Genomic DNA, 15,679 nt, shown 5'->3' on the forward strand with positions numbered 1-15,679 from the left:
CCCTGAGGTGCGGGCGGTGGCCCCCTTCGCTCCCTGAGGTGCGAGCGCAGCGAGCCACGAAGGGCTGGTGACGTCATCTCACCAGGCCTTCGTGGCTCGTCGCTTGCGCTCCTCGCACCTCAGGCAGCGGACCTGGGTGCGTTGCACTCCCCGCACCTCAGGCATCGAGGGGTGTGCGCTACTCGTCGAGGCTGTCCATGATCTCGGCGAGCGTCTCGTCGGCGAGCGGAAACGGTTGGTAGATGGCGACATCCGTGGCGATGTCGTGCGAGCGTGCGCGGATCGTCGCGGCCACATCGCGGGGGCTGCCGTGGGCGGCGATGAGTTCGAGGAGTTCGTCGTCGACGAGTCCGACCATCTCGGCCCAGCGCCCCTGCTTCGACAGCAGGTTGAGTTCGGTCTGCAGATCGCCGTAGCCGTGCATCTCGAGGACCGGACGGTAGGCGGGCGTCGAGCCGTAGAAGGACAGCAGTCGCCGCGCTGCGCCGACCGAGGTCTCGAACTCCTCCTCGGTGCGACCGGTGGCGACGATGATTTCCGGAACCACCGAGAAGTCCTCGCGACGGCGCCCCGACGCCGACAGTCCGGCGTCGACGCGCGGCAGGATCGATTCGCGAACGAACCGGTCGGTGGTGAACGGCATGACCAGCAGGCCGTCGGCGTGTTCGGCGACTGCACGCGTCAGCCGCGGCCCGAGGGCGCCGACGAAGATCGGCGGGAACCCGTGCGGATTCGGTCCCGGGTTGAACATCGGCGTCATGAGCCGATGTCGGTAGAACTCGCCGTCGAAGTCGAGGCGGGTGCCGTTCTGCCAGCAGTCGAAGATCGCGCGCAGTGCGGAGACGAACTCGACCATCCGGTCGACCGGACGCTCGAACGGCACCCCGAACCGCTTCTCGATCTGCGGGCGGATCTGGGTGCCGAGACCGAGCGTGAACCGGCCGCCGCTGAGCAGCTGGAGATCGTTGGCCTGGTGGGCGACGGTGATCGGATTGCGCGGGAACGCGATCGCGACGTTGGTCATCAGCGCGACGTCGTCGACGCCGGCCGCACCGAACAGGGGACTGAAGACATCGTGCGGGCCGTCGAAGGTGAACACCCCGTCGATCCCGACGTCCCGGAGTGCCCGGGTGCGGTCGACCGCCTGCTGCGGGCCGAAGAGTGCGGTGTGGATTCTCACCGGGGGTCGGTGGCCCTCACTCGCCGGTGAACTCCGGTGTGCGCTTCTCGGCGAACGCACGGGGGCCGACCTTGGCGTCCTTCGACTTGAAGACCGAGACGCCGATCTTCGCGTCGAGCTCGAAGGCGTCGAGTTCGTGCAGACCCTCGGTGTCACGGATGGTCTTGAGGATGCCCTGAACGGCGAGCGGGCCGTTGGCGGCGATCTTCTCGGCCAGCTCGAGCGCCTTGTCGAGGGCCTTGCCGTCCTCGACGACGTGGCCGATGAGGCCGTACTCGAGGGCCTCACGTGCGGTGACGTGGCGGCCGGTCAGCAGGATGTCGCAGGCGACGGTGTAGGGAATCTGACGGACGAGGCGCACCGCGCTGCCGCCCATCGGGTACAGGCCCCAACGGGCCTCGGAGACACCGAACTTCGCGCTCTCACCGGCGATGCGGATGTCGGTGCCCTGCAGGATCTCGGTACCGCCGGCGATGGCCGGTCCCTCGACCGCGGCGATCAGCGGCTTGGTCAGGCGACGGCCCTTCAGCAGCGCCGGCAGGGACGCCGGGTTCCAGGCGCCGGAGTCGACGGTGTCGCCCGGGGCCTGCTTGTTCATGCTCTTGAGGTCGGCGCCGGCGCAGAAGTACCCGCCTGCACCGGTGAGGATCGCGACCCGGATGTCGGGGTCGGAATCGACCTGATCCCAGGCCTCGGTCATGATCCGCATCATCTCGGTGGAGAGCGCGTTGCGCGCCTCCGGACGGTTCATCGTGACGATGAGAATGTGTCCGCGCTTCTCGACGAGGCACTCGGGAGCCTTGTCGGTGACGGACTCGGTGGGGGTGGCTGTGGTCATCGCTGTCTCCCGGTCATATTCCGCACTTGCCCAGAACGATAACACGTTCTAATTTTGGAGCCATGGCCTATACGATCGCCGATCTCATCGAGCATGCCGTCGACCTGGTTCCCGAGCGCGTCTCGCTGGAATCCGGCGACCGTAGCCGGACGTATGCGGAGCTCGAGGCGCGATCCAACGCGCTCGCCCACAAGCTCCGCGAGCTGGGTGTGCAGCCCGGCGACCGGGTGGGTCTGTACAGCAGAAACACCATCGAGTCGGTCGAGGCGATGATCGCGATCTTCAAGGCCCGGGCGGTCATGGTGAACGTGAACTACCGCTACGTCGAGGCCGAACTCGAGCACATCTTCACCGACTCCGGGATGAAGGTCCTGATCCACGAGCGCCGCTACTCGTCGCGCGTGTGCAACACGTTACCGAAATCGCCTTCCATCGAGTCTCGCATCGCGATCGAGGACGGGACGTCGGAAGACCTGTGCTGCGAGGGCCACGGCGACGCGATCCGCTACGAGGACGCCATCGCCGAGTCGTCTTCGGAACGCGACTTCGAGGAACGGTCGAACGACGACCTGTACATGCTCTACACCGGCGGCACCACCGGAAAGCCGAAGGGCGTCGTCTGGCGCCAAGAGGACGTGTGGCGCGTCCTCGGCGGCGGAATCGACTGGTACACCAGCGAACCCATCCCCGACGAGTGGCACCTCGCGAAGACCGGCGCCGAAGGCGGGCAGCTGGTCCGGTACCCGATCCCGCCGTTCATCCACGGCGGCTCGCAGTGGGCGATCTTCCAGTCGTTGTTCGCCGGCGGAAAAGCGGTGGTGTACCCGGACTTCAGCGGGGCGTCGGCCTGGGAGATCGTCGAACGTCACAAGGTCAACGTCGTGTTCATCACCGGAGATGCCATGGGGCGCCCCATGGTCGAGGCTCTCGGGCAGGGCAAGGAGTACGACCTGTCGAGTGTCGTGTCGATCGCCTCGTCCGCCTGCCTGTTCTCGCCGAGCGTGAAAGAGCAGTTCCTGGAACGGTTCCCGAACGCGGTGATCGTCGACGCGATCGGCTCGTCGGAAACCGGTTTCGGCGGTCTGGGCATCGTCGCGAAGGGCACGCCGCACACCGGTGGCCCGCGCGTGAACGCCGACAGCGAGACCCACGTCCTCCGCGAGGACGGCACGCCGGTGGAACCGGGCAGCGGCGAGGTCGGGGTGTTGGCACGGTCCGGCCATGTGCCGCTGCGCTATCACAACGACCCGGAGAAGTCGGCGAAGACATTCAAGGTCTTCAACGGCGTGCGTTACTCGCTCCCGGGCGACAACGCCGTGCTCGAGGCCGACGGCAGCATCACGATGCTCGGCCGCGGCTCGGTGTCGATCAACACCGGTGGCGAGAAGGTCTTCCCGGAGGAGGTCGAGGGCGCGCTCAAGGCGCATCCCGACGTCTTCGACACCGTCGTGGTGGGGGTCGCCGACGACCGTTGGGGTCAGCGCGTCGCCGCGGTCATCGCCGCCCGCGACGGAGCCCGCCCCACCCTGGAGAGTCTCAACGACGTCGTCCGCAAGGAGCTGGCCGGTTACAAGTGCCCGCGCAGTGTCTGGTTCGTCGACGAGATCAAGCGTTCGCCCGCAGGAAAACCCGATTACCGCTGGGGGGCGTCGGTCACCGCCGAACGACCCGCCGACGAAGCGCTGTAGCGCCGAAGAGTGACAGGCGCCGTAGAGCGCCGGAAACGAGAAGAAGCAGAATGCGTACAGAACTCGCCGACAAGTTCGGCATCGAGTACCCGATCTTCGGGTTCACCCCCAGCCAGGACGTCGCTGCGGCGATCAGCCGGGCCGGCGGGCTCGGCGTGCTCGGCTGCGTGCGGTTCAACGAGGCCGAGGAACTCGACGAGGTCCTCGAGTGGATGCACGAGAACACCGACGGGAAACCCTTCGGCGTCGACATCGTGATGCCGGCCAAGATCCCCACCGAGGGTTCGAAGGTCGACCTGGACTCCATGATCCCGCCGGAGCATCGCGCGTTCGTCGAGCGCACCCTTGACGATCTCGGCGTCCCGGCGCTGCCCGGTGAGGAACGCGTGAACTCGGGTGTGCTGGGCTGGCTGCATTCGGTGGCCCGCTCTCACGTCGACGTTGCGATGGAGCATCGTCGCAAGTACGGGCAGATCAAGTTGATCGCGAACGCCCTCGGCTCGCCGCCGTCGGACGTCATCCAGACCGCGCACGACAACGGTGTGCTCGTCGCGGCTCTTGCGGGCGCGAAAGACCATGCGCTGCACCACGTCGAGGCCGGCGTCGACATCGTCATCGCGCAGGGTTACGAGGGCGGCGGCCACACCGGCGAGGTCACCTCGATGATCCTGTGGCCCGAACTCGTCGACGCGGTCGGGGACTCCGCCCCGGTGCTCGCCGCCGGCGGCGTCGGCAGCGGCCGCCAGATCGCCGCCGCCATCGCGCTCGGCGCACAGGGTGTGTGGATGGGGACGTACTGGCTGACCGCCGCGGAGTACAAGCTGGGTGTGCCCGAGGGCTCCGACAAGCCGTCGACCGTGCAGCAGGCACTGCTCAAGGCGACATCGCGGGACACGGTGCGTCGTCGTATCTACTCGGGCAAGCCTGCCCGTCTGCTGAAGACCGCCTGGACCGACGCCTGGGACGCCGAGAACGCTCCCGAGCCGTTGCCGATGCCGCTGCAGAACCTGCTCGTCGCGGAGGCGCACGCGCGGATCTCGGCGGCTGACAACCCCGACGTCGTCGCCATGCCCGCCGGCCAGATCGTCGGGCGCTGCAACGCGATCACCCCGGTCGCCGATCTCATCGCGGACCTCGTGAGCGAGTACGAGGAGGCCGTCGGCCGAATGAACAAGACGCTCCACGGCTGACCCGCTCCACAAACCCACCCCTTTTCGCCAGACCCAGCACCCTCAGGGGTGGTGATTCTGCCGAAAAGGGGTGGGTTTCCTTGTGGACCAGCGCGCACGCCTAGTTCAAGAAGAAGACGCCTACTATTGCGAAGCCGGCGAGGAAGACCAGGGCCCCGGTCGCGATGCCGGTGCACACTTGGCGCGTCCGTCCATGGGCGACCGTTCCGACTATGCCGATGACGAGGAGTAGAACGACGAGAACGAGTCCGAGCCCCCGCAGCAGTGCGTAAGCGAGCATCGAAACGGCAAGTGCGGCAATCGCCACGAACGGGGTTGCCGGGCCGAAGAAACGCTTGTCCACTGTGCTGGCTCCCGACCTCGTTCCCCTGTCCCACCGATCACAGACCCACCACTGTTCCGTAGACACGCCCCATCGACGTCGGGTGGGTTTACGGAAAAGGGGTGGGTTTGTGCCAGGGGCGGTAGGCGCGACCTTCGCGTCGCCAGGTCGGCGGGGTGGGGTCGGAGGCAAGCAGGCGCTTCACCGTCTTGAACGTGGCCGTCTCCGGAAGCGAGTCGACGATCCGCACGCGGTGCGGCCACTGCTTCGGGCCGAGATCGTTCTGCGCGGACAGGAACTCGGCGAAGTCGTCGGGGTCCAGGCCGGAATCCGCGACGAGCACCGCCTCGATCTCGTCGCCGATCTCGACCGGGGTGCCGTGGACGGCTACCTGGCGAATCGCGGGATGCCGCAGCAGGATCCGCTCGATGGGGCCGGTGCCGAGGTTCTCACCGTCGACGCGGAGCCAGTCACCGAGGCGCCCGGCGAAGTGCAGGTAACCGTCGTCATCGACCCAGGCGAGGTCGCCGGTGTGGTAGACGCCGCCGCGCATACGTTCGGCGGTGGCGTCGGGATCGTTGTAGTAGCCGGCGAACAAGCCGGGGCCGGAGGTGTTCACGATCTCGCCGATCACACCGGGCGGCACGGGTTCCCCGGACTCGACGTCGACGACGGCCGTCGGTTCGCGTAGCGGACCGAGCGCATCGTGCGGGGTGTCCGGTGTACGGGTGATGGCGACACCACCCTCGGTGGAACCGAAACCGTCGACGACCCGGCAACCGAACCGCTCGGCGAAGCGCTGCCGGTCCACCGCCGACGCCTCGTTGCCGTACATGATCCGCAACGAGCTCGACGCGTCATCGGGGTGCGGGTCGGTGGCGAGGATGTAGTTCAGCGGCTTGCCGACGTAGTTCGCGTAGGTCACGCCGTAGCGGTGGAGATCGGCGACGAAGCCGCGCGCAGAGAAGGTGCGGCGCAACGCGATCGACGCTCCACCCGCGACCGCGACACTCCAGCCGGCGATCATCGCGTTCGAGTGGAACATCGGCATCGACAGGTAGACGACGTCATCGGCGCCGATCTCGAAACGCTCGGCGAGCATCGGGCCGCTGACCGCGAAGGTGCGTTGGGTGCAGCGCACGGCCTTCGGGTCGCCGGTGGTTCCCGACGTGAAGATCAGCATCAGCAGATCGTCTGGCGCGGCGTCCAGAACCGGTGCTGCTGAACCGGACGCGACCGCGGCCGACCACTCCGGACCGTCGACGTCGACAACACGGACGTCACCCAGATCGACGTCGGTCAGCAGTTCACGGGTGTCGTTGCCATACAGCACGATCTGACAGTCGGCGCGTGCAACGTCGGCGGCGAGCGCGGCACCGCGTCGGGTCGTGTTCAGGCCGACAAGGACGAAGCCGTGCCGCGCCGCGGCCGCGAACAGTGCGGCGAACTCCGCCGTGTTGGAGAGCAGTACACCGACGTGCGGAGGCCGGTCGGGTGACAACCAGCCGAGCAGGACGCCGGCCCGGACGGCGGCATCGTCCAGATGCCGCGCCCAGGGCGTGAACGACTCCTCGAAGTGCACCCCGCGATCGGTCACGTCGGACAGGTCGGCCAGCAGGCCGGCGACCGTGGACCGCTGGGTCACGGTGCCCGGAACGCTCACGCCGGGGTGGCGGCCAACTCGGTGCCGATGGCGCGCACCGACGCGGTCGCCGAACCGTAGGCGAACTCGTTGTGCTTGGCGCGCAGGAAGTACCGATGGACCGGATGGCTGGTGTCGAGGCCGACGCCGCCGTGGACGTGCACCGTCGTGTGCGCGACCCGATGGCCCGCCTCGGCGGCCCAGAACTTGGCGGTGGCGATCGCGTTGTGGATCTCCCCGGCATTGTCCGAGTTGGCCAGCAGCCAGGCCGCCTGCGTGGTGGTCAGGGCGAGCCCCTGAGCATCGATGTACCCGTCGGCCAGACGCTGGGCGACTGCCTGGAACGAGCCGATGGCACGCCCGAACTGCTCACGCTCGCGGGCGTATTCGGCGGTCAGCTCCAGTGCGCGTTCGACGACGCCCGTCTGCTCGGCGCTGCACGCCAGCGTGGCCCGGACGCGCAGCGCGTCAGCCACGTCCGAACCCGCCAGCACGGCGTCGGAATCGACCGGCACGTCGTCGAACTCGACCTGCGCGGTCGGGATCAGTCCGGTCGCCGGGGTGGCGGTGATCCGGATGCCGTCCGCGGTGGTGGGAACCGCCACCACGACGATGCCGTCGGGTCCGGTTGCGTTGACCAGCAACAGATCAGCGGCCTCGGCGTAGGGCACGTTCACCTTGACGCCGGACAGCCGCGAACCGTCGGAAGAGAGCTCGGTGATGGGGGAGTCGGTCGGCGAACCCAGGTCCTCCTCGATGGCCACCGACACGACGAGACCACCCGACGCGGCGGACGCCAGCACCCGGTCCCGCAGACCGGACGAACCGTGTGCGGCGATCACGGGCAGCGCGGCCACCGCGTGCTGGCCGAACGGCACCCGTGCGAGCACCCGGCCGAGTTCGGTTGCGACGAGGGCGTTCTCGATGACGCTCAGGTCGCCACCGGCATCGCCGACGGCCGCCGACGACAGTTCGAGTCCCAGCAGACCGGCGCTGCCTAGTTGCTGCCAGAGATCGGAGTCGATCGGCGCGTGGGTCGACTCGAGGTCGGCGACGCGTTCGGGCGTGCTGACGGAGGTGGCGATGTCGCGGGCCAGGCCGCGGACGTCGTCACCGGATTCGGGGAGGGAGAAGTCCATGGTGGAGAGCCTTTTCGAGGGTGGGGTCAGCGACGCTGGTGCGGCAGGCCGAGGGCGAGCATGGCGATGATGTCGCGCTGGATCTCGTTGGTGCCGCCACCGAAGGTGAGGATCAGCGAGGTGCGCTGGAAGCGTTCGAGGCGACCGTTGATGTGGGCGCCGGGGCTGCCGGCGCGCAGCGTCGCGGCCGGGCCGACGACTTCCATGAGCAGGCGGTAGGCCTCGGTCGCGAACTCGGTGCCGTACACCTTGGTCGCCGAGGCGTCGGCCGGCGACGGCGCGCCGCCGGAACTGGCCGCCGAGGCGATCTTCCAGTTGATGAGCTTGAGGAACTCGACCTTCGCATGCACCCGGGCCAGGTTCTGCTGAACCCACGGGGCGTCGATGACGCGTTGGCCGTCGCCGGTCTTGGTCTGCTGCGCCCAGGCGATCGTCTCGCGCAGAGCGGTCTGGATCGGTGCCGCGCTGCACAGCGCGACCCGCTCGTTGTTGAGCTGGTTGGTGACCAGGGGCCAGCCGCCGCCCACCTCGCCGACCACCGACGATGCCGGCACCCGCACGTCCTGGTAGTAGGTGGCGCTGGTGTCGACGCCGGACATCGTGTGCACCGGTGTGTAGCTGAAGCCCTCGGCGGTCGTCGGCACGATGAGGACCGAGATGCCCTTGTGCTTCTTGCCGCCTTCCTGCAGCGTCGACGGGTCGGTGCGGCAGGCGAGCCAGATGTAGTCGGCGTACGGGACCAGACTGGTCCACATCTTCTGGCCGTTGATCACATAGTCGTCGCCGTCGAGGACCGCAGTGGTGCGCAGCGCGGCGAGGTCGGTACCGGCGCCCGGCTCGGAGTAACCGATGGAGAAGTGCAACTTACCTGCGGCGATGCGCGGCAGGAAGAAGGCTTTCTGCTCCTCGGTGCCGTAGTGCATGATCGTCGGCGCCACGGAGTTGATGGTGAGGAACGGGACGGGCGCACCCGCGATGGCGGCCTCGTCGGTGAAGATCAGCTGGTCCATCATCGAACGGTTCTGGCCGCCGAACTCGGTGGGCCAGCCCAGGGCGAGCCAACCGTCGGCGCCCATCTGTTCGACGACGTCGCGGTAGGCGTCGCCCTCGCCGAGTTCGCCGCCGTCACCGCCGGACAGGGCGGCCCGGCGGTCCTCGGTCATCAGGTTCGAGAAGTACGCGCGGAGCTCCCGCCGGAGCTCGGACTGTTGATCGGTATAGGCGATTCGCATCGAAACTCCATGGGTCTGTGGCTAGCGTCCGGACCCCGCTTGTGGTCAAGTTATGGGGGTAAGGCTCGTCTAGTTTCTGAAACACGTTCTAACCTGTTCTGGCAGCCCCGTCAACAGGCGACGAGCCGGTGAGGAGAAGGTTCTGATGCGTATCAAGGCTGATTTCGACCTTTGCGAGTCCAATGCCATCTGTGTGGGGATGGCACCGGACTTCTTCGACCTGGACGATGACGATTACCTGGTCATTCTCCAAGAAGAGATCCCCGCGGACCGTGTCGAGGAACTGCGACAGGTGGCGGCCAACTGCCCCAAGTCCGCACTCTCGGTCGTGGAGGACTGACTGAGCTGAAGTCCCGTTCGGTTCCATCCGACCGGGAATCGTGCTAGAACAGGTTCTAGTTTCAGCTCAGGAGGAATGTCGGGTGGGTAACTCGTTGGACGGTCGCATCGCGGTCGTCACCGGTGCAGGTGCAGGTCTCGGTCGGGCGGAGGCCATCGGCCTCGCCGCGGAAGGTGCCACGGTCGTGGTGAATGACCTTCCGGCAGCGCTCGATTCGAGTGATGTCATCGACACGATCACGTCGGCCGGTGGCCGCGCGATCGCCGTCGGGGGTGACATCAGTGATTCGTCCACCGCGAGTGCCATCATGGCCGCGGCCACCGAACAGCTCGGTTCGCTCGACATCGTCGTGAACAACGCGGGCGTGGTCCGCGACAAGATGCTGTTCAACATGACCGACGACGAGTGGGATCTGGTCATCCGCGTTCACCTGCGTGGCCACTTCCTGCTCAACCGCAATGCGGCGTCGCACTGGCGTGCGGCGTCGAAGGCTGCTGGTGGTCCGGTCTACGGCCGGATCATCAACACCTCCTCGGAGGCCGGGCTGCTCGGCCCCGAGGGGCAGGCCAACTACGGTGCCGCCAAGGCCGGCATCACCGCGCTCACGCTGTCCGCGTCGCGAGCACTCAAGCGTTACGGCGTCCGCGCCAACGCCATCTGCCCGCGTGCGCGGACCGCGATGACCGCGGACGTCTTCGGGGACGCGCCCACCGACGGCGTCGATCCGCTCGATCCAGCACATGTGGTCCGGCTCGTGAGCTACCTCGCCGGACCCGAGGCCGACGGCGTCACCGGTCAGGTGTTCGTCGTGTACGGCCCCAAGGTCACCCTCATGGCGGCACCCACGATCGACGAGGTGTTCACCGCCGACGGCGATGCCTGGGACTCCGACGACCTGGCCAAGACCCTCGCGGGCTTCTTCGCCGATCGCGATCCCGGACGCACTTTCTCGGCAAGCGCTCTGGTCAACTGAGCGTTTCGTCGGGATTCTGCGTGATAGGTTTCGCGATGGTTCGAGGGTGAAGGGGGTCCGCTGGTGCTGAGCAAACTGGCCACGCCCCTTGGGGGGATCGGCGATTTCGTGGCACTCGGCGTCGAATCGGCGCGTGAGTTGTTCCATCGTCCGTTCCAGTGGCGGGAAACAGTAGAACAATCGTGGGCGATCGCCCGTGTCTCGATGGTGCCGACGCTGCTCGTCGCCATCCCGTTCACGGTGCTCGTCAGCTTCACGCTGAACATCCTGCTGCGCGAGATCGGCGCGCAGGATCTGTCCGGTGCCGGCGCGGCCCTGGGCACCATCACCCAGATCGGCCCGATCGTGACGGTGCTGATCGTGGCGGGTGCGGGTGCCACCGCGATCTGCGCCGACCTCGGCGCCCGCACCATCCGCGAAGAGATCGACGCGATGAAGGTGCTGGGCATCAACCCGATCCACCGACTCGTCGTGCCGCGCATCGTGGCGTCGACCTGCGTCGCGCTGCTGCTGAACAGCCTCGTCTGCACCATCGGCATCGGCGGCGGCTTCATCTTCTCCGTCTATCTGCAAGACGTGAACCCGGGTGCCTTCGTGGCCAACCTGACGCTGCTCACCGGCTTCGGTGAGCTGATGATCTCCATGGTCAAGGCCGCCTTGTTCGGCCTTTTCGCCGGCATGGTCGGCTGCTATCAGGGACTCAACGTCAAGGGCGGCGCGAAGGGTGTCGGCGACGCGGTCAACGAGACCGTCGTCTACTCGTTCATGGCGTTGTTCGTCGTCAACGTCGTCGTCACCGCTGTCGGACTCAAAGCGACGGCGGGCTGAGCGATGGTACTTCCTTTCACAACACGCTTCCGGACCGCGCGCGTCGCGGTGAAACGGGCCGGCGAGGACTGGGACCAGATCGGCGACCAGGCACTGTTCTACTGGGACAGCGTCGTGTCGATCCCCCGTGCGATCAAGCACTACAAGAAGGAGACGCTGCGGCTCATCGCCGAGATCTCCATGGGCACCGGCGCGCTCGCCATGATCGGCGGCACCGTCGTGGTCGTCGGATTCCTGACGCTGTTCACCGGCGGCACCATCGCCGTCCAGGGCTACAGTTCGCTGGCCAACATCGGCGTCGAGGCGCTCACCGGCTTCTTCTCGGCCTTCATCAACGTGCGCATCGCGGTGCCGGTCATCTCCGGAATCGCCCTCGCGGCGACCATCGGCGCCGGTGCCACCGCGCAGCTCGGCGCCATGCGGGTGTCGGAGGAGATCGACGCCCTCGAGACGATGGCCATCTCATCGATCCCGTACCTGGTCAGCACCCGCATCATCGCCGGCCTGATCGCGATCATCCCGCTGTACGCGCTGGCCTCGCTCGCCTCGTTCCTCGCGAGCCGCTCGGCGACGGTGTTCCTCTACGGACAGTCGCCGGGTGTGTACGACCACTACTTCGACACCTTCCTGATCCCGTCGGACATCCTCTGGTCCTTCGTTCAGGCGATCTGTATGGCGGTGGCGGTCATGCTCATCCACACCTACTACGGTTACAACGCCTCCGGCGGTCCCGTCGGCGTCGGCGTCGCGGTCGGTAACGCGGTGCGTGCCTCGCTGGTCGTGGTCGTCGTCATCACCCTGCTCACCTCCCTCGCCATCTACGGCGCGGACGGCAAGTTCAACCTGGCGGGCTGAACCATGAGCAGACAACAAGAACGGACACGGACCACCCGTCGCCTGGCGGCAGTCGCCATGGTCGCGATGCTGCTGTTCCTGATCATCGGCGCCAGCGCATCGTTCCTCGGCGCGTTCAAGGGCACCCAGCAGGTCACGCTGGTCGCACCGCGCGCCGGTCTGGTGATGAACCCCGACGCCAAGGTCAAACTGCGCGGGGTCGAGGTCGGACGCGTCGGCAAGATCGAGGAGCGGGGCGGCAATGCCATCCTCACCCTCGACATCGCGAACGGTTCGATGTCGAAGATCCCGGGCAACGTGGTCGCCGACATCAAGTCCAACACCATCTTCGGCGCGAAGGCCGTCAACTTCTTCGTGCCGGGCGAAGCCGAGGGCGAGCTCACCGCGGGTGCGGAGATCCCGGCCGACCGCGTGGTCGTCGAACTCAACACCGTCTTCCAGCAGCTGGTCTCGGTACTCGCCGACCTGCAACCGGAGAAGCTCAACGCCACGCTCGGCGCGGTCGACACCGCGTTGTCGGGACAGGGCGAGGACATCGGTGTGGCCCTCGAGCAGCTGACGACGCTGCTGGGCAAGACCAATCCGCATCTGCCGGCGCTTAATCGGTTGTTCCGTGAGGGCGCCACCGTCACCAACGTCTACGCGGACGCGATGCCCGACCTGATGCGTACCGTCGACAACTTCACCGCCGTGGGCAACACGCTGGTGGACAACACCTCCAACCTCGACGCGCTGTTGATCAACGCGACCGGGATGGCCAACACCATCGACGGTGTCATCGCACCGAGCAAGAAGACACTCATCGGTGCGCTGTCGGACCTCAACCCGATCGCCGCGCTGCTCGGTTACAACTCTCCGGGCATCAAGTGCTTCCTCACCTCGGGCGCCGTCGCCGGCGAGGTGGCCGCACCGTTCATGGGCGGACGCAACGGCATGCTGATGCTCGACGCCGGTCTGCTGCCGGGCAAGGACCCCTACGCCTACCCGTACGACCTGCCCAAGGTCGCGGCCGAGGGACCGCCCACCTGCGCGGGTGGCCTCTCCGACCCGGGAACCACCGAGCATGCGCCGTTCTACGTCAGCGACAACGCACCCCAGCCCTACCAACCCAGGACCAAGCCGAAGGTGAACTCGAAGAAGCTGTTCCAGATCCTGTTCGGGGAGCCGCCCCGTGGATAACCGCGCACGCGCTTTCCGCGCAACCCTCATCAAGCTGGGCGCGTTCACCGTGGTGATGATCCTGGTGTTCGTCGCACTGGTCGTGGTCTTCAGCCGCTACCGGTCGGGGGCGTCGAACGAGTTCTCCGCGGTCTTCACCAGTGCGTCGGCGATGAAGTCGGGCAGCAAGGTCAAGATCGCCGGCGTCGAGGTCGGAGGCGTCGGCGACGTCGAGCTCAACCGCGACAACGAAGCCGTGATCACCTTCTCCGTCGACGAGCAGTACCCGCTCCCGAAATCCGTTCGGGCACTGATCCGTTACGAGAACCTCACCGGCGACCGCTATCTCGAGCTGCAGCAGGGGACCGGGGACACCTCGACCTTCCTCGGCGACGGCGCGCAGATCCCGGTCACCCAGACCGAACCGGCTCTCGACCTCGACAAGCTCGTCGGCGGTTTCAAGCCGCTGTTCCGAACGCTCAACGCCGACGACGTCAACGCGCTCACCAGCTCGCTGATCGCGGTGTTCCAGGGACAGGGCGGGGCACTGAACACCCTGCTGTCCAACACCGCGTCGTTCACCGATGCACTCGCCGACCGGGATCAGCTGATCGGTGATGTCATCGACAACCTGAACACCACACTCGCGACGATCGACGGCGACCGCGCCGGACTCGACACCAGCGTCGACCTGCTGCAGCAGCTGGTGACCGGCCTGGCCGAGCAGAAGGGCACGATCGGCAACGCCCTCACGCAGACGTCCCGGGTCACCAACGGTCTCTCGGATCTGCTCTCGACGACCCGTCCCACGCTGCAGTCGATGGTCACCAACACCGGCCGCGTGTCGGAGGAATTGCTGGCCGCCGAGCCGTTCATCCGCAACCTGATCTCGCGTCTGCCGGAGGACTACAAGACCCTGTCGAACCTCGGTTCCTACGGCGCCTGGCTGCAGATCTACTTCTGCCGCCTGCGAATCCTGCTCCCCGCACCCGGAGGCCAGACGATTCTCTACACCTCGAACAACGTCATGGGTGACACCACCCGCGCAGGCGGAAGGTGTGACGGATCATGAGTCTTCCCTTCGGCGGCATGTTCTCCAGCCGCAGAACCGAATCCGAGCAGGCCGACATCGCGCGCGAGGAGAAGCACGGCGGACGCAGCCGCGCGCAGGTCGGCATCATCGGCATCGTGGTCGTCGCCATGGTCGTCATCACCGCGATGCAGATGGACAAGCTGCCGTACCTGGCACCCATCAGCACCTACAGCGCCTACTTCGACGATGCCGGCGGACTCGCCAAGGGCGACATCGTCGTGGTGTCCGGTGTGCAGGTCGGCACGATCGAGGGGATCGAACTCGCCGGCACCGACCAGGGCACCAAGGTGAAGGTGTCCTTCCGAATGGACGACACGGTCGAGATGGGCGACGAGACACAGGCCGCCATCCGCACCGAGACCGTACTGGGGCGTCGCAACCTGACGGTCATCCCGCACGGCGGCGAACGCATCAAGCCGGGCGGATCGATCACGCTGGGCAACACCATCGCGCCGTACTCTCTGCAGGACGCGCTCGAAGGTGCCACGGACACGATCTCCGGCACCGACACCGACCAGCTCAACACCGCACTCGAGACCCTGACGGTCACCTTCTCCGAGACGCCGGACCAGGTGCAGGGAGCGGTCAACGGTGTCGCGCGCCTGTCGAAGGCCGTCGCGGACCGGGACGAAGAACTGCGGGCGCTGCTGGCCAAGGCCAACCAGGTCAGCAAGATCGTCGGGGACCGCAACGACCAGATCAACCGCCTGCTCATCGACGCCAACGCCCTCGTCGGCGAGATCGAGATGCGCCGGTACGCACTGAAACAGCTGATCAAGGGGATCGGCGACGTCACCACGCAGCTGCGCGGCTTCATCGCCGAGAACAACGAACAGCTGACGCCGGTACTGCAGAAGTTCGACCGGGTCGCCACGATCCTCACCGACAACGAGAAGAACCTGAAGGAGACGATCGATCGTCTCGGCCCGTTCGCCAACACCCTCGGCGAGGCCGTCGCGTCCGGTCCGAACTTCGACTCGCTGGTGGGCCTCAACAGCTTCGGCGACTACACCGCGATCTTCCTCAACGCGCTGCGCGGCCGGTACCCGCAGCTGTGGCAGTCGCTGATGTACTCGGGCTTCCCGCTGATCCCCGACTACTACAAGCCGGGCCCGCCGGACAACACCGACACCCCGCGCGGCCCGCTGCCCACCCCGACCTATCCCAAGCCCTCACCGACCACGAGAGGAGGACGGTGACC

At 66.9% G+C, this 15,679-nt stretch carries 15 protein-coding genes; 9 read left to right on the forward strand and 6 right to left on the reverse strand.

What is annotated here, in order from left to right:
* Window positions 1-178 precede the first annotated feature (178 nt).
* Together LQD00_RS04645 and LQD00_RS04650 are read right to left on the reverse strand one after the other, a co-directional pair.
* A complete protein-coding gene (locus LQD00_RS04645; protein ID WP_232715881.1) occupies window positions 179-1,180 on the reverse strand; it encodes a TIGR03617 family F420-dependent LLM class oxidoreductase in 1,002 nt (333 codons plus the stop codon).
* Between the two features lie 16 nt (window positions 1,181-1,196).
* Window positions 1,197-2,018, reverse strand: coding sequence for a crotonase/enoyl-CoA hydratase family protein (locus LQD00_RS04650; protein WP_006866226.1), 822 nt, complete (start codon window positions 2,016-2,018; stop codon window positions 1,197-1,199).
* A gap of 62 nt (window positions 2,019-2,080) precedes the next feature.
* Between LQD00_RS04650 and LQD00_RS04655 the strand changes: the two genes are divergently transcribed.
* On the forward strand, window positions 2,081-3,706 hold the full coding sequence (locus LQD00_RS04655) for an acyl-CoA synthetase (protein WP_232715882.1): 1,626 nt from the start codon (window positions 2,081-2,083) through the stop codon (window positions 3,704-3,706).
* 50 nt (window positions 3,707-3,756) lie between these two features.
* The gene (locus LQD00_RS04660; protein WP_232715883.1) at window positions 3,757-4,896 is read left to right on the forward strand and encodes an NAD(P)H-dependent flavin oxidoreductase; all 1,140 of its coding nucleotides are present in this window, start codon (window positions 3,757-3,759) and stop codon (window positions 4,894-4,896) included.
* Window positions 4,897-4,996: 100 nt separating this feature from the next.
* Here the strand turns inward: LQD00_RS04660 and LQD00_RS04665 are convergent, their stop codons facing one another.
* From LQD00_RS04665 to LQD00_RS04680, 4 genes are all read right to left on the reverse strand, one after another.
* Complete coding sequence (locus LQD00_RS04665) at window positions 4,997-5,239, reverse strand: hypothetical protein (RefSeq protein ID WP_232715884.1); 243 nt, start codon at window positions 5,237-5,239, stop codon at window positions 4,997-4,999.
* An 88-nt stretch (window positions 5,240-5,327) separates the two neighbouring features.
* Window positions 5,328-6,881, reverse strand: a complete 1,554-nt coding sequence (locus tag LQD00_RS04670) for an AMP-binding protein (RefSeq protein ID WP_232715885.1) — start codon at window positions 6,879-6,881, stop codon at window positions 5,328-5,330.
* Window positions 6,878-7,999 (reverse strand): acyl-CoA dehydrogenase family protein, encoded by a 1,122-nt coding sequence (locus LQD00_RS04675; RefSeq protein WP_232715886.1) that lies wholly within the window; start codon window positions 7,997-7,999, stop codon window positions 6,878-6,880. Before LQD00_RS04675 ends, LQD00_RS04670 begins: the two co-directional genes overlap by 4 nt.
* A gap of 26 nt (window positions 8,000-8,025) precedes the next feature.
* Window positions 8,026-9,231 (reverse strand): acyl-CoA dehydrogenase family protein, encoded by a 1,206-nt coding sequence (locus tag LQD00_RS04680; RefSeq protein WP_182372953.1) that lies wholly within the window; start codon window positions 9,229-9,231, stop codon window positions 8,026-8,028.
* Between the two features lie 145 nt (window positions 9,232-9,376).
* Here LQD00_RS04680 and LQD00_RS04685 point away from each other — a divergent pair, with 145 nt between their 5' ends.
* From LQD00_RS04685 to LQD00_RS04715, 7 genes are all read left to right on the forward strand, one after another.
* Window positions 9,377-9,571, forward strand: a complete 195-nt coding sequence (locus LQD00_RS04685) for a ferredoxin (RefSeq protein WP_005201561.1) — start codon at window positions 9,377-9,379, stop codon at window positions 9,569-9,571.
* A gap of 82 nt (window positions 9,572-9,653) precedes the next feature.
* Window positions 9,654-10,544, forward strand: coding sequence for a 3-oxoacyl-ACP reductase (locus LQD00_RS04690; RefSeq protein ID WP_232715887.1), 891 nt, complete (start codon window positions 9,654-9,656; stop codon window positions 10,542-10,544).
* Between the two features lie 63 nt (window positions 10,545-10,607).
* Window positions 10,608-11,372 carry an MlaE family ABC transporter permease gene (locus LQD00_RS04695; RefSeq protein ID WP_005201556.1) on the forward strand — a complete coding sequence of 255 codons (765 nt, stop codon included), beginning with the start codon at window positions 10,608-10,610 and terminating at the stop codon, window positions 11,370-11,372.
* 3 nt (window positions 11,373-11,375) lie between these two features.
* Window positions 11,376-12,227 (forward strand): MlaE family ABC transporter permease, encoded by an 852-nt coding sequence (locus tag LQD00_RS04700; RefSeq protein ID WP_004022039.1) that lies wholly within the window; start codon window positions 11,376-11,378, stop codon window positions 12,225-12,227.
* 57 nt (window positions 12,228-12,284) lie between these two features.
* Window positions 12,285-13,406, forward strand: a complete 1,122-nt coding sequence (locus LQD00_RS04705; RefSeq protein ID WP_232715920.1) for an MCE family protein — start codon at window positions 12,285-12,287, stop codon at window positions 13,404-13,406.
* Complete coding sequence (locus LQD00_RS04710) at window positions 13,399-14,457, forward strand: MCE family protein (protein WP_232715888.1); 1,059 nt, start codon at window positions 13,399-13,401, stop codon at window positions 14,455-14,457. The genes LQD00_RS04705 and LQD00_RS04710 overlap by 8 nt, the downstream gene beginning before the upstream one ends.
* Window positions 14,454-15,677 (forward strand): MCE family protein, encoded by a 1,224-nt coding sequence (locus tag LQD00_RS04715; protein WP_232715889.1) that lies wholly within the window; start codon window positions 14,454-14,456, stop codon window positions 15,675-15,677. The genes LQD00_RS04710 and LQD00_RS04715 overlap by 4 nt, the downstream gene beginning before the upstream one ends.
* Window positions 15,678-15,679: the final 2 nt, after the last annotated feature.

The sequence above is a fragment of the Gordonia metallireducens genome, assembly GCF_021245825.1.
Taxonomy (GTDB): Bacteria; Actinomycetota; Actinomycetes; order Mycobacteriales; family Mycobacteriaceae; genus Gordonia; species Gordonia namibiensis.